Annotated in this window: 26 protein-coding genes; 20 read left to right on the top strand and 6 right to left on the bottom strand. The window is 66.9% G+C overall.

From position 1 onward, the window contains the following. Positions 1–35: 35 nt before the first annotated feature. The 5 genes from HSX43_RS01645 to HSX43_RS01625 all read left to right on the top strand — a co-directional run bounded on the left by HSX43_RS01645 (position 36) and on the right by HSX43_RS01625 (position 6,224). On the top strand, positions 36–1,523 hold the full coding sequence (locus HSX43_RS01645; protein WP_179378338.1) for a protein O-mannosyl-transferase family: 1,488 nt from the start codon (positions 36–38) through the stop codon (positions 1,521–1,523). Positions 1,524–1,682: 159 nt separating this feature from the next. After that, on the top strand, positions 1,683–2,894 hold the full coding sequence (locus tag HSX43_RS01640; protein ID WP_179378337.1) for a DUF4185 domain-containing protein: 1,212 nt from the start codon (positions 1,683–1,685) through the stop codon (positions 2,892–2,894). Between the two features lie 281 nt (positions 2,895–3,175). Beyond that, a complete protein-coding gene (locus tag HSX43_RS01635) occupies positions 3,176–3,430 on the top strand; it encodes a hypothetical protein (protein WP_208454439.1) in 255 nt (84 codons plus the stop codon). After that, a complete protein-coding gene (locus HSX43_RS01630) occupies positions 3,427–4,917 on the top strand; it encodes a sulfotransferase (protein ID WP_179378336.1) in 1,491 nt (496 codons plus the stop codon). The genes HSX43_RS01635 and HSX43_RS01630 overlap by 4 nt, the downstream gene beginning before the upstream one ends. Next, entirely contained in the window at positions 4,914–6,224 is a 1,311-nt protein-coding gene (locus HSX43_RS01625; protein ID WP_179378335.1) for an arylsulfotransferase family protein, read from the top strand. Before HSX43_RS01630 ends, HSX43_RS01625 begins: the two co-directional genes overlap by 4 nt. 281 nt (positions 6,225–6,505) lie before the next feature. Here the strand turns inward: HSX43_RS01625 and HSX43_RS01620 are convergent, their stop codons facing one another. From HSX43_RS01620 to HSX43_RS01610, 3 genes are all read right to left on the bottom strand, one after another. Then, a complete protein-coding gene (locus tag HSX43_RS01620; protein WP_179378334.1) occupies positions 6,506–6,646 on the bottom strand; it encodes a hypothetical protein in 141 nt (46 codons plus the stop codon). Between the two features lie 80 nt (positions 6,647–6,726). Then, positions 6,727–7,623, bottom strand: a complete 897-nt coding sequence (locus HSX43_RS01615) for a DMT family transporter (protein WP_328794936.1) — start codon at positions 7,621–7,623, stop codon at positions 6,727–6,729. 4 nt (positions 7,624–7,627) lie between these two features. Next, positions 7,628–8,521, bottom strand: a complete 894-nt coding sequence (locus tag HSX43_RS01610) for a LysR family transcriptional regulator (protein WP_179378332.1) — start codon at positions 8,519–8,521, stop codon at positions 7,628–7,630. 239 nt (positions 8,522–8,760) lie between these two features. Here HSX43_RS01610 and HSX43_RS01605 point away from each other — a divergent pair, with 239 nt between their 5' ends. After that, the gene (locus HSX43_RS01605) at positions 8,761–9,339 is read left to right on the top strand and encodes an FMN-dependent NADH-azoreductase (RefSeq protein WP_179378331.1); all 579 of its coding nucleotides are present in this window, start codon (positions 8,761–8,763) and stop codon (positions 9,337–9,339) included. 2 nt (positions 9,340–9,341) lie between these two features. Here the strand turns inward: HSX43_RS01605 and queF are convergent, their stop codons facing one another. Continuing rightward, complete coding sequence (gene queF / locus HSX43_RS01600) at positions 9,342–9,803, bottom strand: preQ(1) synthase (RefSeq protein ID WP_179378330.1); 462 nt, start codon at positions 9,801–9,803, stop codon at positions 9,342–9,344. Positions 9,804–10,037: 234 nt separating this feature from the next. Here queF and ffh point away from each other — a divergent pair, with 234 nt between their 5' ends. Genes ffh through rimM form a run of 9 tightly spaced genes read left to right on the top strand, consistent with a single transcriptional unit; the run spans position 10,038 to position 14,898 of the window. Then, positions 10,038–11,519 carry a signal recognition particle protein gene (gene ffh, locus HSX43_RS01595; RefSeq protein WP_179378329.1) on the top strand — a complete coding sequence of 494 codons (1,482 nt, stop codon included), beginning with the start codon at positions 10,038–10,040 and terminating at the stop codon, positions 11,517–11,519. 2 nt (positions 11,520–11,521) lie between these two features. Beyond that, positions 11,522–12,067, top strand: coding sequence for a GNAT family N-acetyltransferase (locus HSX43_RS01590; protein ID WP_179378328.1), 546 nt, complete (start codon positions 11,522–11,524; stop codon positions 12,065–12,067). Further along, positions 12,064–12,567 carry a GNAT family N-acetyltransferase gene (locus HSX43_RS01585; protein ID WP_179378327.1) on the top strand — a complete coding sequence of 168 codons (504 nt, stop codon included), beginning with the start codon at positions 12,064–12,066 and terminating at the stop codon, positions 12,565–12,567. The genes HSX43_RS01590 and HSX43_RS01585 overlap by 4 nt, the downstream gene beginning before the upstream one ends. Beyond that, the gene (locus tag HSX43_RS01580; RefSeq protein WP_179378326.1) at positions 12,564–13,082 is read left to right on the top strand and encodes a GNAT family N-acetyltransferase; all 519 of its coding nucleotides are present in this window, start codon (positions 12,564–12,566) and stop codon (positions 13,080–13,082) included. The genes HSX43_RS01585 and HSX43_RS01580 overlap by 4 nt, the downstream gene beginning before the upstream one ends. Then, positions 13,079–13,411, top strand: coding sequence for an NIPSNAP family protein (locus tag HSX43_RS01575; RefSeq protein ID WP_179378325.1), 333 nt, complete (start codon positions 13,079–13,081; stop codon positions 13,409–13,411). Before HSX43_RS01580 ends, HSX43_RS01575 begins: the two co-directional genes overlap by 4 nt. Further along, positions 13,408–13,704 carry a chorismate mutase gene (locus tag HSX43_RS01570; protein ID WP_179378324.1) on the top strand — a complete coding sequence of 99 codons (297 nt, stop codon included), beginning with the start codon at positions 13,408–13,410 and terminating at the stop codon, positions 13,702–13,704. Before HSX43_RS01575 ends, HSX43_RS01570 begins: the two co-directional genes overlap by 4 nt. 26 nt (positions 13,705–13,730) lie before the next feature. Further along, positions 13,731–14,156, top strand: coding sequence for a 30S ribosomal protein S16 (rpsP, locus tag HSX43_RS01565; protein WP_179378323.1), 426 nt, complete (start codon positions 13,731–13,733; stop codon positions 14,154–14,156). A gap of 50 nt (positions 14,157–14,206) precedes the next feature. Then, complete coding sequence (locus tag HSX43_RS01560) at positions 14,207–14,380, top strand: hypothetical protein (RefSeq protein WP_179378322.1); 174 nt, start codon at positions 14,207–14,209, stop codon at positions 14,378–14,380. Beyond that, on the top strand, positions 14,377–14,898 hold the full coding sequence (rimM, locus tag HSX43_RS01555; RefSeq protein ID WP_179378321.1) for a ribosome maturation factor RimM: 522 nt from the start codon (positions 14,377–14,379) through the stop codon (positions 14,896–14,898). Before HSX43_RS01560 ends, rimM begins: the two co-directional genes overlap by 4 nt. Here rimM and HSX43_RS01550 read toward each other — a convergent pair. Further along, a complete protein-coding gene (locus tag HSX43_RS01550) occupies positions 14,895–15,908 on the bottom strand; it encodes a phosphotransferase family protein (protein ID WP_179378320.1) in 1,014 nt (337 codons plus the stop codon). The genes rimM and HSX43_RS01550 overlap by 4 nt on opposite strands. Before the next feature lie 71 nt (positions 15,909–15,979). Between HSX43_RS01550 and HSX43_RS01545 the strand changes: the two genes are divergently transcribed. The 4 genes from HSX43_RS01545 (at position 15,980) to rpmE (ending at position 17,772) form a co-directional block, all read left to right on the top strand. Continuing rightward, positions 15,980–16,144, top strand: a complete 165-nt coding sequence (locus tag HSX43_RS01545; RefSeq protein ID WP_179378319.1) for a DUF1328 family protein — start codon at positions 15,980–15,982, stop codon at positions 16,142–16,144. Between the two features lie 40 nt (positions 16,145–16,184). Then, complete coding sequence (gene trmD / locus HSX43_RS01540; protein ID WP_179378318.1) at positions 16,185–16,967, top strand: tRNA (guanosine(37)-N1)-methyltransferase TrmD; 783 nt, start codon at positions 16,185–16,187, stop codon at positions 16,965–16,967. Between the two features lie 194 nt (positions 16,968–17,161). Beyond that, positions 17,162–17,539 carry a 50S ribosomal protein L19 gene (rplS, locus tag HSX43_RS01535; RefSeq protein WP_179378317.1) on the top strand — a complete coding sequence of 126 codons (378 nt, stop codon included), beginning with the start codon at positions 17,162–17,164 and terminating at the stop codon, positions 17,537–17,539. Positions 17,540–17,550: 11 nt separating this feature from the next. Further along, positions 17,551–17,772 carry a 50S ribosomal protein L31 gene (gene rpmE / locus HSX43_RS01530; protein ID WP_179378316.1) on the top strand — a complete coding sequence of 74 codons (222 nt, stop codon included), beginning with the start codon at positions 17,551–17,553 and terminating at the stop codon, positions 17,770–17,772. Between the two features lie 64 nt (positions 17,773–17,836). On the opposite strand, the gene HSX43_RS01525 is transcribed toward rpmE, so the two are convergent. After that, the gene (locus tag HSX43_RS01525) at positions 17,837–18,580 is read right to left on the bottom strand and encodes an SDR family NAD(P)-dependent oxidoreductase (RefSeq protein ID WP_208454438.1); all 744 of its coding nucleotides are present in this window, start codon (positions 18,578–18,580) and stop codon (positions 17,837–17,839) included. A 102-nt stretch (positions 18,581–18,682) separates the two neighbouring features. On the opposite strand from HSX43_RS01525, the gene HSX43_RS01520 reads away from it, so the two are divergent. Further along, entirely contained in the window at positions 18,683–19,036 is a 354-nt protein-coding gene (locus HSX43_RS01520; RefSeq protein WP_179378314.1) for a winged helix-turn-helix transcriptional regulator, read from the top strand. Positions 19,037–19,044: the final 8 nt, after the last annotated feature.

Raw genomic sequence — 19,044 nt, 5'->3', positions numbered from 1 at the left:
TGACACACGATCGACCCGCTCACCGCAATCCCTGGTTGGCCGCAGCGATCTTTCTCGTCTGGCTGACCTACTACGCCAGCCTTGTTTTCCCTGGCATCGGCGGTGTTCTGAATGCAGGCGACTCGGCCAAGTTCCAGACGCTCGGCCATACCTCGATCCTCGTTCACGGGCCCGGGTATCCGTTCGTCCTGATGATCGGGGCGATCGTGCGCGCGCTCGACCTGCCGTTCGAACCCTGGCGCGTGATGACCATCGCCCTCGCCTCGGTGCCGGGTGCGATCGCGAACACCATGGCGTTCCTCATCGTCGGGCGACTGACGCACAGCGTGCTCTTCGGCGTGGCGGCGGCCATGCTTCTCGGCAGCGCCAGCCTGATGGCCGTGCAGGCGACCGAAGCCGAGGTCTATCCGCTCGCCCTCGCCTTCATCCTTTCCGTCGTTTTCGCACTGATCGTCTTCGTGGAGACCAAGCGTCCCCTGTATTTCCTCATCGCTTGCGGGATCTATGCGCTGTCGTTCGGAAACCACCTCATGATGGTTATGCTGGCGCCGGTCGGCCTTCTGGTGATGGCGACGCATCACCGGCTTCTGCTGCGTCCCGGCATCCTGCTTGCCGTCCTGGGCCTGCTGGCCCTCGGCGCGAGCCAGTATCTCTATCTCGCGTGGGTGACGCATGCGCCGTCGACGGCCTATTCCGAGTACATGCCGCTGCCCCCGACGGCATCGGAGCTGATCGACTACATCGCAGGGACGTATTTCGGCGATCTCTACGGCTCGGGACTGCAATCCCTCCAGACGGCCTCGGTCCTGCTCGGAACGCTCAGTCAGGCGCATCCTATGGTGTCGCTGCCGATCATCGGGCTCGGCCTGCTGGCCTTCGTTACGGGTTGGCGCCGCCGCGACCGCGCCTGGACGGGTCTAGCCCTCGTCTTCGGGACCGCACTGGCGTTTCTGCCCTTCATGATCTGGTACGGTGCCTACGACATCCAGGCGTTCCATCTCCCGGTTCTCGGCCCTCTTCTGGTGGGCGCGACGGCGGCCATCGGCTGGTGGCTGATCCGCTGGCCGGGACCGAGGCCCTGGGTGGGTGCCCTGATCCTGACGGTCGCGCTGTTCCGGGCCGGCGAAACGGCTCTCTTCCTGAGCGCCCGCGAGCCGGACTTTGCCGATCTGATCGATACGCTGGACGTCGTGGTCGCCGCCGCGCCTGTCGAAAACCCCGTCGTCTCCATGTCCTACGGAGTGAGGATGGCGACGCTCTATCATGAGCTCCTGGGCGAAGCGCCCGGGCCCGCAACCTATCGCGTGACCTGGCGCACGCTGGAGGCGATCGCGGAACAGGACAGCGTCGGAGGCGTCGTCATTCCGACCGACGGAGAGCAGATGCTGCGCTGGATCCAGCACCGCGATCCGGGCCTTCTCTGCCGAACGATTCCGATCGCACAGCCCGAGCCGATTATATGGCCCGCCTACGGCTTCGTCTGCGACACGACAGACACTCCGAGCGGGCCGACGACCGACTGAGCCGATCGGTTTCGAATCGCGGAACGCCCGCTTTACGAGCGCGGCCTTCAACTTTTCTTACAGCACGTCATATCGGCGAAAATCCGCTTGATCCGGACGCGAGAGCGGCCCAAACCATCTTCTGTGGCTTGTCTTGCCGACCAATGACAGCGCTCGGGGATGGCCGCATCCACGGGTCTTCCGCTTGAAAAATGGGTGCGTGCCGTGCGTCTATCTTCCGCTGTATCCGCCGCGTTGCTCTCGGCGCTGATCGTCACAGGCTGCGGCAGTCCGCCGACGGCCATCGCGGAAGTGGAGGACACGGATATGATCGACGTGGTGGCCTTGTCCGCAGACCAACAGGTGGACGCCCCCGAAGCGGCTCCCTTGACCATCGTCGACCTCGACACCGTCCGTCAGCTCACGGGTGCCGCCTCGCCCAATGCGACGGACAGACGCTGGAATGTCCACGGCACGGATCTGGGTCACATGTTCCGCCACAAGGACGATCTCTACATGGTGTTCGGCGACACCTACGGGCCGGATGGCGGCGACTGGCGCAGCAACACGATCGCCCGCATGGCCGATCCGGATCCGGCCGGCGGTTTCGCGATCGCCAACATGATCGAAGGCGCGGACGGCACCGCAAAGGAAGTCATCCGCTCGGCGAAGATACCGGGCGTCGAGTGGACGGTGATCCCGACGAATGGCGTATCGCTGGGCGAGCGGATGGTCCTCCACTACATGTCCGTTCGCATGTGGGGTGCCGACGACAAGTGGTACGTCCGGCGCTCCGGCCTCGCCTATTCCGATGACGACGGACAGAACTGGACGAGGTCGGACACGGCGGTCTGGCCCGCAGGTTCCGGCTTCGAGCAGGTCGCCTATGTCAAACACGACGATATGATTTACATCTTCGGCATCCCTCAGGGGCGCTTCGGCGGGGTCCGGCTGGGCCGTGTGGTGCCGCAGGACGTCTTCGACCCTGGGGCCTATACTTACTGGGACGGCCAGCGCTGGTCGACCGACATTCGTGCGGCGCGGGACGTGGTCGCGGCCCCCGCCGGCGAGCTGTCGGTTGCGTGGAACGCACAGCATCGCGCCTGGTTGATGATGTACCTCGACCCGGTCAAGCGGGCCATCGTCCTGCGGAGCGCCGCATCTCTGACCGGCCCCTGGAGCGACCCCCAGGTTGTCGCACATGCCGACAGCTACCCCGGCCTCTATGCGCCCTATATCGTTCCGACATCGGCGGCCGACGACGCCATCTATTTCACGATGTCGCGCTGGAAGCCGGTCTATAATGTCTTTCTGATGAAGGGCAGGGTGCAGGCCCTTGCCGCGGATCGTGCGGAGGCCGAGCCGGTCGCACTCGAGCCGTCGGGCGACTGACAACCCTACAGGACGATTCTCTTTTGTCCGGCGTTTGATCGCGCGCGCCGACACCACCCGCCAGAGTTGAACGATTTCCTGCCGTTCCAAGGGCACCAGACGCCCGACGGGCAAAAATCTTCCGTTCCAATCGTGCGATCTGGCAGGCATTCGCCGCTTTGGGCGTCAGCCCTTGCTGCGGCATCCGTAACCCCCGACTTCCTTGCTGATAAGTGTGGTGACCATTTTCAGTGCGCCTGAGCGCAAAAGTTGTCTTCATCGTCTGAGTCGAGGATCTCGTCATGAAAAGTGGAAAGTGGGGTATCGGTGGGCCCGGGGCTGTCGTCCTGCCCGCCCTCGCAGTCGTCCTGATGCCCGTGGCGGCGCACGCCTACGTCGGGCCCGGGGCCGGGCTGACGGCGATCGGCACGATGATCGCGCTCCTTGCGGCGCTGGTGCTCGCGCTGGTGGGTTTCGTCTGGTACCCGATCAAGCGGATGCGGCGGGCCCGTAAGGAAAAGATGACCGTTCAAGCGTCCCACGAGACCAAGAGTTGAGCGTCGCAGCTCTTCTGCTCGGCATCGTCGCCTTCGTTGCCGTTCTACGGGTTCTGGACGCGCAGAGGGTGGCGGGCGGAATCATCGGCACCACCCAGCAGGCCCTCTCGGTGATGGCCAACAGCGACCTTCCCGACGACGACAAGGAAGTCGAGGTCCGGCGCGCCTCCATCAAGCTACTCGGGGGATTCTTCCGGATCGCGACGATTGGCGTCGCGGCCTTCGCGGCTCCGGCCCTGATCGTGTGGGGTGGCTCTGCCCTGGGCTTCTATTCGGTGGATCAGGCGATGGCGGTGGCCCTCGGCTGGCCCTTCATCCTTGGCTCCACGGCGGTCATGGTCGCGATCTGGATCGGGCTCGACAGATTGCGCGACGAGACGACCGGAGACGATGCACGGGCCGAGGTGCCCTACAGTCCCGTCGACAAGGCGCTGCACGACTTCGCCTTCGCCGCCCCGGACAGGCAGATCCGGCTGGGAAATCTGGAGACCAGGCTCTACCGACGCCGGATCAACGCGGACGCTGCGGCACGGCCGGTGTTCATCACGTCGCTGCCGCGTGCCGGCACGACGATCATGCTCGAGGGGCTCGCCGACCTGCCGTTCTTCGCGTCGGCAACCTACCGGCACATGCCGTTCACCCTGTCCCCTCTGCTCTGGGGCGGATTCTCCCGCGCCTTCCGCAAGGAAACCGACAAGGCGGAGCGAGCACACGGGGACGGGATCGAGGTCGGTCTGGAAAGCCCGGAGGCGTTCGAGGAAATGCTCTGGATGGCGTTCTGGCCCAACCATTACAAGACCGACCATATCGCGCCCTGGACGGCCGAGGACCGCAACCCCGAGTTCGAAGCGTTCTTCCGCACGCACATGGCCAAGATCGTCGCCACCAAACCGGATGCCGGCCGCTACATTTCGAAGAACAACGCCAATATCGCCCGCCTCGGCCTTCTGCAGCGGATGTTCCCCGACGCGTCGATCATCGTACCTGTCCGCAACCCGCGCGCGCAGGTGCGGTCCCTGCTGCGGCAGAACCTCCACTTCGCCGAGCTTCACGCGCGCGAACCCTTTGCCCGTCGCTACATGGAAGGGCTCGGGCACTATGAATTCGGAGCAGCCCTGCGGCCGATCGCCTTCGAGGACGCGCCCGAGGATGCGAATGGGTCCGACAATGTGGATTTCTGGCTGCGCTACTGGATCGCCGCCTATCGGCACGTTCTCTCGACCGCGGGTCCGCAGACGGTCCTCGTCGACTACGACGCGCTCTGCTCCGAGCCGGGGGACGTCCTGCCCGATCTCGGGGCGGCGATGGGACTGGAACACCCCGGGGATTTGACACCCGTGGCCGGAATCCTGCGCGCTCCGACGCCCGCGCCGGATCTCGCCGGGGCTTCGGCCAGCCTCATGCAACAGGCCGATGATCTGCACAACGAACTTTGCAACCAAGCCATTGGCCGTGCTCTGGCCGCTACCGGAAAATCACTGAAATGAAATCGCAAACCCTGGACCGTCTCGCCCGTGGTGCCTTCATCGCCTCGCTCGTCGTCATCGCCTCGGTCTATGGCGTCGTCTCATCCTGGTGGGGATGGTTCCCGGCCCCCCAGATCGGCGAGGCACACCGCACCTTCGTCGACCTGCGGCAAAACTGGCGAAACGACATCGGTCTCGAGCCGACGCGCCATCTGGTCCCGCCGAACGGTCCGAGCGCGGGCAACCCCGATCGCGGTTACGAGCGCCGGACGGGAACGGAACGGGCCCCGGGATACATCCTGATCGCCGGGCTGAGCGACGATCAGGACACGTCCGTCTTCGCCGTGCGCCTGATGGACGCCGAGGGCAACGAAGTCCACCGCTGGCCGATAAATTACGAGAACTTCGACCCCGACACCCCGCCGCAGAACGTGATGCTGCACGGGATGGAGGTGTTCGAGGACGGCTCGCTGGTCGTCACCTTCGACGTGGGCAACGCGATCGCCCGGGTCGACCAATGCGGCGAAACCATGTGGAGCGTCCGTGGCGGCTTTCACCATTCCATCAGTCGCGACGGAGCCGGTGGCATCTGGACCTGGCTTGGCGAGGACATGGTGCGTCTCGACGCCGCCACGGGCGAGCAGACCTTCGGAATGAACCTGCGTGAGGACGTCATCGCCGCCGATGATGGCGACCAACGCGCGATCTTCGATATTCGCGTGCGTATGCCGGACGAAGCGGACGGCAACATCAGCTACCTCAACGACCCGTTCCATCCGAACGACGTGGAGATGTTGCGCCCCTCTATGGCCGACGCCTTTCCGATGTTCGAGGCGGGCGACCTCATGTTCAGCCTGCGCGAACCCAACCTCGTCGCGGTGGTCGATCCGGAGACGGGCGTGCTGAAGTGGTGGCGTCACGGGCCGTGGTTCAAGCAGCATGACCCGGACTTCGAGCCCGATGGCACGATCACGGTGTTCGACAATGCCACGGTGTTCGACCATGCCACCGGACCGAAGCGATCCCGGATCCTGAGAACCGATCCGCAAGACGACAGCGTGACGATGGATTTCACGGGGTCCGCAGAGGAGCCCTTCTACACCTGGCGTCGCGGCAAGCATCAAACCCTTCCCAACGGGAACATGCTCCTGACGGAGGCGGAGCACGGCCGACTGCTGGAGGTCTCGCCCGCCGGAGAGGTGATCTGGACGCACGACATGGTCTGGGATGCCGAAAGCAACCTGATCGTCACCGAAGCACGACACGTACCCGAAGACTTCTTCACTGCCGGCGTCCCGAGTTGCGAAACGGAAGTCGCCTCGCAGTAGTGGATTTGGGTTTCCCCCGCTTTCCCGGACACCCCGAGAGTTCAGCCGGAGACCTCCGCGATGCTCCGCTCCCGCCCTGCTTCTCCACAGGAGTTCTGGTGCAAGATGGCCGCCCTCGTTCGCGCGGGCGCACGCTCGAGGAGCTATCGCGCGCCGGGTTCGACGCCGCCCATCAAACCAAACCTATCTCGGCGGACAGGACAAAAACCCGAAACCTGCCCCTGAAACAGGGGCAACCTCAGGGCTGCGGAAAACGACGAACAAGATTTTCCAGTGTCTTTTCACTTGAAGACATAGACGTAGAGCGTTGAGCCCAGCAGCAGCGTGACGATCACGCCCGGATGCAGCAGGTCCAGCGAGTACCCCCCGATCCTCACGGTCAGGTCGCCCAAGCAGTATTGCCCGAGGAAGGGCAGCTTCATGCATCCACTCATAGGTCCATCTCCGGTGCGATTGACGGATGTGGACCTTCGTCGCGCAATTGGGCGCGGGAATGGCGAAATCAGATCGAATTGCGCGCGTCGTCGTCCCGGAGCAACAGGAGGAGCGCGAGCACCGTCACCAGGACACCGAGGGCGATACCCGCCGGGGGAAGCGCGCCACCGAGCGCCACCGACCAGAGCGCGACCCAGGCCGGGACGAGGTATGTATAGGCCATTACCTTCGATGCTGGCAGGCGCAGTGAGGCGAACTGCAAGAGAGTGAACGTCGCCGCCGAGGCGAACACAGCGGTGTAGCCGATCGCGACCCAGACCCGCGCCGGCAGCGCCGTCCAGTCGGTGGCCAGCAGTGCCGGCAGCCCCACGGCGACGAGGGCAAACGCCCCGGCGCAAAGCGTGCCGAACGTGAAGACGAGTGCGCTCTCGCCCCGATTCAGCCGGCGTACGAGCGGCGTATAGACGGCGTGGGCCGCGCAGCCGAGCAGATAGATCCATTCGCCCCGGCCCACGTCGAAGGCCCGGAGCGCCGCAAGGTCGCCGCGAAAGATCACCCAGAGCGCCCCGAAAGCCCCGAGCGCGAGGGCCAGGGCGATACGTGGGGTCGTGACCTGCCGCAGCAGGAGCCACCCGAAGCCCGCAGCCATGACCGGCGTCAGCGTGAAGACCGCTGCGGCGGACACCGGCACCGCCGTCTTCAACCCTTCGAACATCAGGACGAAGTAGACCGCGAAGACCCCGCCGAGGACGCCGTAGCGCCACGGGGCCCGCCAGGCATCGCGAGACACGCCACCGGTCACGGCCACCGCCGCCCCGATGATCGCCGCCGCCAGCACGAAGCGCACGGCGTTGAGCGCGAGCGGCGAGATGTCGTTCGCCGCAGCCGCGCCGAGCGGGAACGATCCCGCCACCAATGCCGAAAACAGGAGCATCGCCAGATGCCCCTGCGTCGCCGGTGTCACTGCGTCAGCTCTCGGGCTCGGGCCAGCGGCTCGACCACTCCTTGAGGAAGGACAGGAACGTCTGAACCTTGGCCGTCCGGTGCAGGTCGACATGGGTGACGAGCCAGAGCTGGCTGTTCCACTCCGGGCGCGGACCGAAGATCATCTCGGTCTCGTCGCAATCCTTCTCCGCCCAGGTGGTGGAGAACCCGATGCCGAGCCCGGCCAGCATCGCCGGGCGGGCCGCGGTGATCTGGTTGACCTGATAGCCGATGTTCTCGGCCGGAATGTGCTTCTTCATCCAGGCGAAGAAGGGCGCGCGCGGCACGTCGTCGGCGGAGCCGATGAAAACATGGTCGCCCACGTCCTCGAGGTTCTCGGGCCGGCCGTGCTTGGCGATGTAAGCCTTGGACGCGAAGAGCGCGAAGTCCTGATGATAGAACTTCTGCACCACGTTGTCGGGCTGATCCGGCGGGTTGCCGGCGCGCACGGCCACATGGGCCTCGCCGTATTCCAGCCGGAAGAGCCGCTCGTCGGTCAGGAACTTGATCGTCAGCTCCGGATGCTCTTCCCGGAAGGCGGCGAGCGCCGGCGACAGTAGGGGGGCAAGCACGGCGATGGAGGTGATGATGAGGTCGCCCGTCACCTCGTTGCCGCGGCCCTTGATGCGATTGGCGAGCTGCGCGAGTTGGTCGTCGGTCGATTGCGCCACCTTCAGCAGGTCCTGTCCGGCCTCGGTCGGCGTATAGCCCCGCGCGTGGCGCTGGAAGAGCTTCGTGCCGAGCTTTCCCTCGAGGCTGTCGATGTGACGGATGACGGTCGCATGGTGGACGCCGAGCGCCTGCGCCGCACCTGAGACCGTGCCCAGCCGCGCGACCTGGAACGCCGTGCGGACCTCGTCCCAATCGTTGAAGGCCATCTGTGCACCTCTCCACGCTTTCTGTGCGCACTGGTTATCATCCGCACAGACCTCCCGCCAGTATCAAGCCTTCGGAGCGCAAACCGGTCTAAAACCCGCCACTGGCTCGGCTTTCCGGGCGGTGTCGGCGACCGGCCGCCGATCGTTCCCTAACGCACAGGCCTGTTGTGATTTCGCGGAATGTCGCACGCGGATCCGATGCTTATCGTCTCGGTCGAATGCAACCGAAAGGACAGCCCATGCCCCGCATCCTCCGCATCGACGCCTCCGCACGCACCGAGGGCTCCGTGACCCGCGGCCTGCTCGACGAGATCGAGGCCCACCTCGGCGGCGAGACGACACGCCGCGATCTCGCCCGCGACCCGCTGCCGCTGATCGACGGAGATTGGGTCGCAGCGAATTTCACGCCGGCCGACGCCCGCAGCGACGAACAGAAGCAGACCCTTGCGCTCTCCGACGCGCTCGTCGGCGAGGTGACGGCCGCCGACACGCTTCTGATCGGCCTCCCGATCTACAACTTCTCCGTCCCCGGCGCGCTCAAGGCCTGGATCGACCTCGTCGCCCGCGCCGGGCTGACGTTCAAATACACCGATACCGGACCGGTCGGTCTTCTCTCCGGCAAGCGCGCCATCGTGGCCGTGGCGTCCGGCGGCACGCCCATGGGCTCGGACATCGACTTCGCGACCGGCTACCTGCGCCATGTGCTGGGCTTCATCGGGATCGACGACGTCACCTTCGTCGCCGCGGACGCGCAGGCCCAGAAGGGCGAGGCCGCCGTGGCCGAGGCGCGGGCCGAGATCGCCCGCCTCGCCGCCTGATCCTAGCCCCGACCGCGATAGGGCGGAACGCCCTGGTCGGGGATCCAGACGCCCTCGGGCACCGCGCCGGTCTGCCAGAAGACGTCGATCGGGATGCCTCCGCGCGGATACCAATAGCCCCCGATGCGCAGCCATCGGGGGTCGAGCTCCGCGACGAGCCGTCGCGCGATCGAGACGGTGCAATCCTCGTGGAAGGCCCCGTGATTGCGGAAGGCCCCGAGGAACAGCTTGAGCGATTTCGACTCCACGAGCCAGTCGCCGGGCACGTAGTCGATGACCAGATGGGCGAAGTCGGGCTGGCCCGTCATCGGGCAAAGCGAGGTGAACTCGGGCGCGGTGAAGCGCACGCAGTAGTCGACCTCCGCCTGAGGGTTCTGCACCCGCTCCAGAACGGCCGCCTCCGGGCTCTCGGGCAGTTCGGTCTTGCCCCCGAGCTGCTGCAGGTTGTCGTAGATCGTTTCCATGGCGCGCTCCTTTTGTGTCCGGCTACTCCGCAGGCATCGCGGCCGCAACGCACCGTGGGTTGACTCCGCGGGGCCCGCGCCGTATCGCCGCCCCAACGATCCGGAAGCGACAGACTTCCGGTCCCGGCAATCGTGTCGGGATCGCCCTCCGCCAGCGTTATACGCCCGCGGGGGCGTTTGTGCATTTCGCCGCGGGTGCCCACATCGGGGGTCCGCCAGAGAAGGAGAGTTGGGATGTTCGAGAGCCTGTCAGACCGCCTGGGCGGCGTTTTCGACCGCCTGACCAAGCAGGGCGCGCTGTCCGAGGACGACGTCCGCACCGCCATGCGCGAGGTCCGCGTGGCCCTGCTGGAGGCCGATGTCTCGCTCCCGGTGGCGCGCGACTTCGTCAAGCGCGTCACGCAGAAGGCCACCGGGGCCGCCGTCACCAAGTCGATCACCCCGGGCCAGCAGGTCATCAAGATCGTCCATGACGAGCTGAAGCTGGTCCTCGCCGGCGAGGACGGCATCGCGCCCCTCAAGATCGACAATCCGCCCGCGCCGATCCTGATGGTCGGCCTGCAGGGCTCGGGCAAGACGACCACGACCGGCAAGCTGGCCAAGCGCCTGAAGGAAAAGGACGGCAAACGCGTGCTGATGGCGTCGCTCGACGTGAACCGCCCGGCCGCCATGGAGCAGCTGGCGATCCTGGGTGGCCAGATCGGCGTCGACACCCTGCCCATCGTGCCCGGCCAGGCCCCCGTCGACATCGCCAAGCGCGCCAAGCAGCAGGCGTCCCTGGGCGGCTACGACGTCTACATGCTCGACACCGCCGGACGCCTCCAGATCGACCAGGTCCTGATGGACGAAGTCCAGCAGGTCCACGCCGCCGTCGAGCCGCGCGAGACGCTTCTGGTGGTCGACGGGCTCACCGGTCAGGTCGCCGTCGAGGTGGCTGAGGAGTTCGACGCCAAGGTCGGCGTCACAGGCGTGGTTCTCACCCGGATGGACGGCGATGGCCGCGGCGGTGCCGCGCTGTCGATGCGCGCCGTCACCGGCAAGCCGATCCGCTACGTGGGCCTCGGCGAGAAGATGGACGCGCTCGAAACCTTCGAGCCCGAGCGCATCGCCGGCCGCATCCTCGGCATGGGCGATATCGTTGCCCTGGTCGAGAAGGCCCAAGAGGTCATGGAGGTCGAGGCCCAGGAGCGCATGATGAAGCGCTTCCAGAAGGGGCTCTTCAACATGAACGACCTCAAGGGGCAGCTTCTGCAGATGCAGAAGATGGGCGGCATGGAAGGGATGATGGGCATGATGCCCGGCATGGGGAAGATGGCCAAGCAGATGGACAAGGCCGGTCTCGATGACAGTATCCTGCGCCGCCAGATCGCCCTGATCGACTCCATGACGAAGCGCGAGCGCGCCCAGCCCGCGATCCTGCAGGCCAGCCGCAAGAAGCGCATCGCCGCCGGCGCAGGCCTTCAGGTGCAGGAACTGAACCAGCTTCTCAAGATGCACCGGCAGATGGCCGACATGATGAAGAAGATGGGCAAGGGCGGGATGCTAAAGAAGGCCATGGCCATGATGGGCGGCAAGGGTATGCCCGACCCATCGCAGATGGACCCTGCGGCTCTGGAAGCGGCCTCCAAGCAGCTCGGCTCGATGAAAGGGATGCCCGGCATGGGCGGCATTCCCGGCGGCATGACACTGCCCAAGGGCTTCGGCGGCAAGAAGTGACAATGCGCTGCACCCAACCCCCGACCGGGCAGGCCGCCCGCGTCGCAGCGCGCCATGCCGCCGCGCTGCCGGTGCTGGAGACGCCGCGCCTGCGGCTGCGCGCGCCCGAAATGGGGGACCTTCCGGTCTGGACGGCGATCCTGGCGGACTGGCCCGACGGCCCCGTCTCGCCCGAGGACGCATGGGCGGACTTCGCCGTCTACACCGCCGCCTGGCTCCTGCACGGCCACGGCCTCTGGACGGTGACGACCCGCGCGGGCGAGGTGCTGGGTTTCGTCATGGTCGGTCTCGAATGGGGCGACGCCGAGCCGGAACTGGGTTACATGTTCCGCCCCGAAGCGCGCGGACAGGGCTATGCGACCGAGGCCGCCGCCGCCGCACGCGACCACGGAATGCAGCTCCTCGGCACGCTCGTCAGCTACGTCGATCCGGCGAACGTCGCCTCGAACGCCCTCGCGGCCCGCCTCGGAGCCACGCGCGACGCGGCGGCAGAGGCCGCCCTGGCCGAACCGGTCCACGTCTGGCGCTACAGGAGCGCGGCGGCATGACCGACAGCCTCGCCCATATCCCCACGCTCACGACCGAGCGCCTGATCCTCCGCGCGCCGCTCATCGAGGATTTCCAGGCCTATGCCGAATTCTACGCCGGAGATGGGTCCGTCCCGGTCGGTGGTCCATTGTCGATGCGGGATGCGTGGCAACGGTTCTGTGCCGATCTGGGTCACTGGGCCTTGCGCGGCTTTGGCTGGTGGACGATCGACGACAGGACCGGCCCGGTCGGAACATGCGGGATACATGCGCCTCCCTCCCACGAAGAACCGGAACTCGGTTGGCTGCTCTTCGCCCGCGGGCGCGGACAAGGATTTGCGACGGAGGCGGCGCGCTGTGCCCGCGACTGGTGGCTTTCGGACAATGACCGGCTGACTTCGAACATTCTGTACGGTAATACTGCCTCCGAGGCGGTGGCACGGCGGCTTGGGGCCACGCCCGGTCGCGCGCCAACCCACAATGCGGATGCCATCGCCTGGCTGCATCGGGCGGGCGCATGACCGACAAACTCGCCCATATCCCCACGCTCACGACTGAGCGCCTGATCCTCCGCGCGCCCTGTGCAGAGGACCATGCTGCCTATGCCGCTTTCTACGCCTCCGAGCGCAGTCACATCATCGGCGGCCCGCTCGACGCGACTGCCGCATGGCAGGTGCTGGCCAACGACAGGGGGCATTGGCCCCTGCGCGGTTTCGGCTGGTGGACGATCGACGACGGGACCGGCTGCGTCGGGTCCTGCGGGTTTCACCTGCCCGGCGGACGTAACGACGTAGAGCTGGGCTGGTCGCTGTTTTCTGCCACAGGCAAGGGTTACGCGACCGAAGCCGCCCGCGCCGCGCTCGACTGGGCTGTCGCCGAAGGGCACGCCGGCCATTGGCAGCGCATCGTCAGCTATATCGACCGGAGGAACACCGGCTCGATCGGGGTGGCCCGGCGTCTGGGGGCCGTCGACAGCGGCGAGGCCGCCGCGCACGACCCCGACTGCACCATCTGGGTTCACGAGGTCACCGCATGATTACCTGCACCGTCCGTTACGAGATAGAGCCCGACAAGCTCGCGGAGTTCGAGACCTACGCGCGCTTCTGGCTTGCCAAGGTGCCTGCCATGGGTGGCACCCATCACGGCTACCACCTGCCGCACGAGGGGCCGAACGACGTGGCCTATTGCCACTTCTCCTTCCCGTCGCTCGCCGCCTACGAGGCCTATCGCGCGGCGATGTGGGAGGATGCCGAGTGCTTGCGCGCCTACGACTTCGCCAGAAGGTCGCACTGCATCCGCCGCTACGACCGGTCGTTCACCCGCCCCCTGCTCGAGGGTGCCACCGCAGAGGAGCTGGGCCTGTGACCGACGCCGTGACCCGCGCCGCCGAGGTGCTCGCCGGCCATCGCGCCAGCATCGACCGGCTCGACGCCATCCTCGTCTACACGCTGGCCGAACGGTTCTCGCACACCCAGGCGGTGGGCGCGCTCAAGGCAGACCACGACCTTCCGCCCTCCGACCCGAACCGGGAGGCCATTCAGATCGCGCGGCTTGAAAAGCTCGCCGAAGAAGCCGGGCTCGATCCCGTCTTCGCCAAGAAATTCCTCGCCTTCATCATCGAGGAAGTCATCCACCACCATAAGCAACATCAGTCGTAAGATACTCAAACCGAAGGACTATACCCATGGCTATGAAAATTCGCCTCGCCCGCGGCGGCTCCAAGAAGCGTCCCCACTACTCCATCGTCGCCGCCGACAGCCGCATGGCCCGCGATGGCCGCTTCATCGAGAAGCTGGGCACCTACAACCCGCTCCTGCCGAAGGACTCGGAAGAGCGCGTGAAGATGAACATGGAGCGCGTGCAGTACTGGCTCGGCGAGGGCGCGCAGCCCACCGACCGCGTCTCCCGCTTCCTCGAGGCCGCCGACGTGCTGCCCAAGAAGGAGCGCGCCAACCTGAAGAAGGGCGAGCCCGGCAAGGCCGCGCAGGAGCGCGCCAAGGAGAAGGCCGAGAAGGCCGAAGCCGCCAAGGCCGCTGCCGCGGAAGCCGCCGCCGCCCCGGCGGACGAGGCCCCCGCCGAGGAAGCCGCTGCCGAAGAGAGCGCCGAGTAACGATGCGGATGGGGCGGGCCCTCGCGGCCCGCTCCTCCCGATCTCGCTCGATGTCCGCCCACGTCGCCATTCCGCTTCTGGCCGCCGGCAGCCTCGTGCTGACCTTCGCGGTGGTCGCCGTTTTGCAGCCGCGTCTGCGCTGGTTGCGGTTCCTCGGGGCGGGCATCCTGATCAGTTCCCTGGTCATGGGCCTGACCGTCGTCTTGTTCGGAGTGCCGCTGTGAAAGATCACGTCTGCCTCGGGGCCGTCATGGGCAGCTATGGCGTGCGGGGCGAGCTGCGCGTGAAGAGCTTCTGTGCCGAGCCGAGCGCCATCGGCGACTACGGCTCTGTCACGCTCGACGACGGAACCCGCGCAAAACTGACTGTCGTGCGCCCGGTGAAGGGCGGCTATGCCGTCCGCCTCGCCGGCGTGCCCCACAAGGAAGCCGCCGACGCCCTGCGCGGGCAGCGGATCTGGGCGCATCGCGATGCCTTGCCCGCCCTGCCCGACGACGAATTCTACCATTCCGACCTGATCGGCCTCACCGCCATCGACACCGGCGGTGCCACGTTGGGCCGGGTGCACGCCGTCCATGACCACGGGGCCGGCGATCTGCTGGAGGTGCGCGTTAAGGGCAAGCCCGTGCTCGTGCCGTTCACCCGCGCCGTGGTGCCGACCGTCGACCTCTCGGCTGGTCGGCTGATCGTCGACCCACCCCACGGCCTGATGCCCGGTGACGGCGAAGACGACGCGCCCTAGGCCAGTACTGCCGCCATCATCCGTCGGATGCCCCGCCAGCGATGGGTCTTCATCGCGCCCCGCGACCAACGCCCTTTCGGGATCGTCTGCCAGAGACGCAGCAGCTCCACTCCGAGCAACGGGTCGAGTTCGACGCCGTCGCGCCAGCGGCCGGCGTGTGCCTCCAAAGCAGCCTCCCGCGCGTTTGTCAGAATGGCACGCGCGTCTCCTTCGGCGGCGAAGAAGGTGCCGTACATCACAAGGAGCCGCGCGAGATCGACCGAAGGGCTGCGCAGCGCGACCGTTCCGAAGTCGATGCCATGGACGTCGGCCCCGTCGATCAGCAGGTTTCGCAGGCTCAGGTCGCCGTGCACGACCACCCGCGTCGTCTTGCGCCCGCGCGCCGTCTCGAGACGTGCGCCCACCTCTGTCAGCGCCTCCAGGAACGCCACCGGCTGCGGAAGGGCGAGAGAGCCGTTTTCCACGCCCGTCCGCCAGGCCGCGAGCTGCCGCAGAAGCGGGTCGGGCCTCACGCGACCGAACTGGACCGTGCCGCCCCGATGGAGGTGCCCGGCCCACCGCGCGCAGGCGCGCAGCAGGTCGAGCCGCGTAGTCTCGTCCCGGGCCATCACCATCGCATCGTGAGCCTGCACCCCCGGCACCCGCGTCATCAGCATCGCCCGTCGCGCCGCATCGCTGGCCAGCAGGCGCGGCACTCCGAGACCGTCAGCCCCGGCAAGGATCTCCTCCGCGCGGCGATGGGCCGTCACCTGGCTCTCGAACCAGCCCTCCGCCTCGCCGCGCGCGAGCTTGAGAACGAGCGGCGCGCGCCCCTCGGCTTCGACCGTCAGGAGGGTGCGCACCTCGCCGCGCTGCACCCGCGTCCGCAGGACGTCCAGCCGATAGTCGCACTCGGGCAAGCCGGCTGCCCGCGCCAGATCGGGCCAGGCCGCTCGTGCCGCCGCTTCCGTCTCTTGCACCGCATCCGCCACACCTCCGACCTGCCACGCCGACGTCGCACTGTCATCCATGCCTGACGCCGGGGAACCAATCTCGGCGGACAGTCGTTTCCCCGCCACAGCAACCTGCAAGGACCATCCCCATGCTCGAATGGATCATCATCCTCATCGTCGTCGCCGCGATCGCCGCCTTCCTCGGTCTCGGCCGTCTCTCTGGGGCCGCGCTCTCCGGCGCGAAGATCCTCGTGGTGCTGGCGCTCGCCCTCGCGCTCCTATCGCTGCTCGGGGTCTTCGCCGCGAGTGCCTGACGGCTTCCCCCCTGCCCGCCGCTCCGCTAGAGGGGCGAGCATGGCCCCACCCAACAGATCTCACGGACAGAAATCCATCCGCGCGACCCTACAGCCGCGCGATCTGATGGCGGAGACACCCGTCCGCGCGCGCGCCTGGTGGGCGCGCGTCGTCACGCTCTTTCCGGAGACCTTCCCCGGCGTGCTCGGCCACAGCCTCACGGGCACCGCTCTCAAAGAGGGGCTCTGGGCGCTCGAGACGGTGGACCTGCGGCAATTCGGCGAGGGGAAGCACCGCAAGGTCGACGATACGCCGGCCGGTGGCGGCGCGGGTCTCGTCCTGCGGCCCGACGTTGTCGGGGCCGCGCTTGAGGCGGCACGCGGTCCGGGCCCGATGCTCTACCTCAGTCCCCGCGGTCGCCCCTTCGATCAGGCGATGGCACGCGACCTGGCCGCCGGGCCGGGCGTCACGCTGCTCTGCGGGCGGTTCGAAGGCGTCGATCAGCGGGTGCTCGACCACTTCGACATGCAGGAGGTCTCGCTCGGCGACTTCGTCCTCACGGGCGGCGAGATCGCGGCGCAGGCGCTGCTCGATGCGACGGTGCGGCTCATCCCCGGCGTCATCGGCAACATGGCGTCCACCGAGGAGGAGAGCTTTTCCGACGGGCTGCTCGAGCATCCGCAATACACCCGACCCGCGGAGTGGCAGGGCCGCACCATCCCAGAGGTCTTGACCTCCGGCGATCATGGCCGCGTCGCCGCCTGGCGCAGGGCCGAGGCCGAGGCGCTGACCCGTGCCCGCCGCCCCGACCTCTGGGAGCGGTATCGCAGGCAGGGCGACTGAACGTTCCCCTGTCCCGAAATACGCAAATCCCGACCCTCGCCACCCTTGCGCGCCGCCGTCGACCGATGTAGAGCCGCGCCAGATGTATCGCCCCGGCCTGCCGGGGCGCTCTGCGTTGCAACAAAGAAAAGCCGCGCCGCAAAGGTGCAGGACATCATCCGCGGGCAAACCGCGCCGTATCATAGGAGGGTCCGATGGACCTCATCGCTCAGCTGGAGGCGGAACAGGTTTCCGCGCTCGGCCAGGACATTCCGGACTTCAAGGCCGGCGACACGATCCGCGTCGGCTTCAAGGTCACCGAAGGCACGCGCACCCGCGTGCAGAACTACGAAGGCGTCTGCATCAGCCGCAAGAACGGGGCCGGCATCGCCGGGTCGTTCACCGTGCGCAAGATCTCCTTCGGCGAGGGCGTGGAGCGTGTCTTCCCGCTGCACTCGACCAACATCGACAGCATCACCGTCGTGCGCCGCGGCCGCGTTCGCCGCTCGAAGCTCTACTACCTGCGCTCGCGTCGCGGGAAGTCGGCGCGCATCGTCGAACAGACCAACTACCGCGCCCCGAAGGCCAGCTAAGGAGAGACGTGATGAAGAAGGACATTCACCCCGACTACCACGCCATCGACGTCAAGCTGGTTGATGGCACCGTCGTGCAGATGCGCTCCACCTGGGGGGCCGAGGGCGATCAGCTGTCGCTCGACATCGACCCCTCCGTGCACCCGGCCTGGACGGGCGGCACCTCGCGCCTGATGGACACCGGCGGCCGCGTGTCTAAGTTCAAGAACAAATACGCCGGCCTGGGCTTCTGATCCCGCCTGGCATGAACGCAACGGGCCGCCCCATCGGGCGGCCCTTTTCCGTTGGATCGACGCCTCAGGCGTTGCGCCCGGCCATGACACCGCCATCGACATCCCAGATCGCGCCGGTCACCCATTCCGCCCTCTCTGACAGGAGGAACACGATCGCCTCGGCGACATCCGCCGGCTGCCCGATGCGACCGATCGGGTGGAAGGAGTCGAAGCCCCGCAGCGTCTCCGCCACCTCGCCCTTCGGCAGGAAGATCTCGTAGATCGGTGTCTCGACCACCGCCGGGGCCACGGCGTTCACGCGGATGCCCGCCTCGGCCAGTTCCATGGCGAGGTGCTGCGTCAGCGCGTGCAGCCCCGCCTTGGCCATGGAATAGGCGGAGGACGGCGTCGCCTTGATCGCCTGATGCGCCCACATCGAGCCCACGTTGACGATCGCCCCGCCGCCCGTTTCGGCCATGCGCGCAGCCACGGCCTGTGTCAGCAGGAAAAGTCCCCGGTTCAGATCGTGGTAAAGGTCGAAGTCCGCGGCATCGTGGTCGAGGAACGGCTTCGGCGCGAAATGCCCGGCGGCATTCACGAGCCCGTCGAAGGAGCCCGATGCGATCTCCGCTTCCACGCGTGTGCGACCAGCTTCGGTCGTGATATCGGCGGCCAGCGTGTGCAAACCCTTGATGTCGGCAGCCGCCTCGGCAAGCTTCTCCTCCGAGCGCCCGACGACCGTGACCGCGCCACCGTCCTTGACGAGCTGCGCCGCGGTGGCGCGGCCAATGCCGGTGCTGCCGCCGATGATGAGAGTATTCCGGGTCATGTCATCCATCCTTGCAATTGAGGTGGAGGACATATGAAAATGGCGCAAGCTTATGAAAAGCGGGTATAAATCGGTTCCCCACGCACCGGAAGGTACATCTTGATGACAACACGGAGATCTTTGCCGCGCGCCCGCGTCGCCCGCCCCGCGGCGGAACGGTTGGTGCAGGAGATCTGCGGCTGCAAATGGTCGCTCACCGTCTATCGCCTGCTCGACGACGGGATCACGCGGCCGGGGGCGATGGTCCGCGCGGTGGAGGGTCTCTCGACCAAGGTTCTGAACGACTGTCTACGGCGCAACGTCGAATTCGGTATCATCGAACGGCACAGCTACCCGGAGGTGCCGCCGCGCGTGGAGTACGCCTTCACGCCTTTCGGCCTCGCCTTCCGCAAGGTGCTTTCCGACCTTGCCGAGCTCGAAGAAAGCTGGCCCGACGTCTTTCGCGACCGACGCTAATCCGCTTC

The sequence above is a fragment of the Jannaschia marina genome, from assembly GCF_013404595.1.
Lineage (GTDB): Bacteria > Pseudomonadota > Alphaproteobacteria > Rhodobacterales > Rhodobacteraceae > Jannaschia > Jannaschia marina.
Note: the sequence above shows the minus strand (reverse complement) of the source record. Positions and strands in the feature narration are given on the sequence as shown.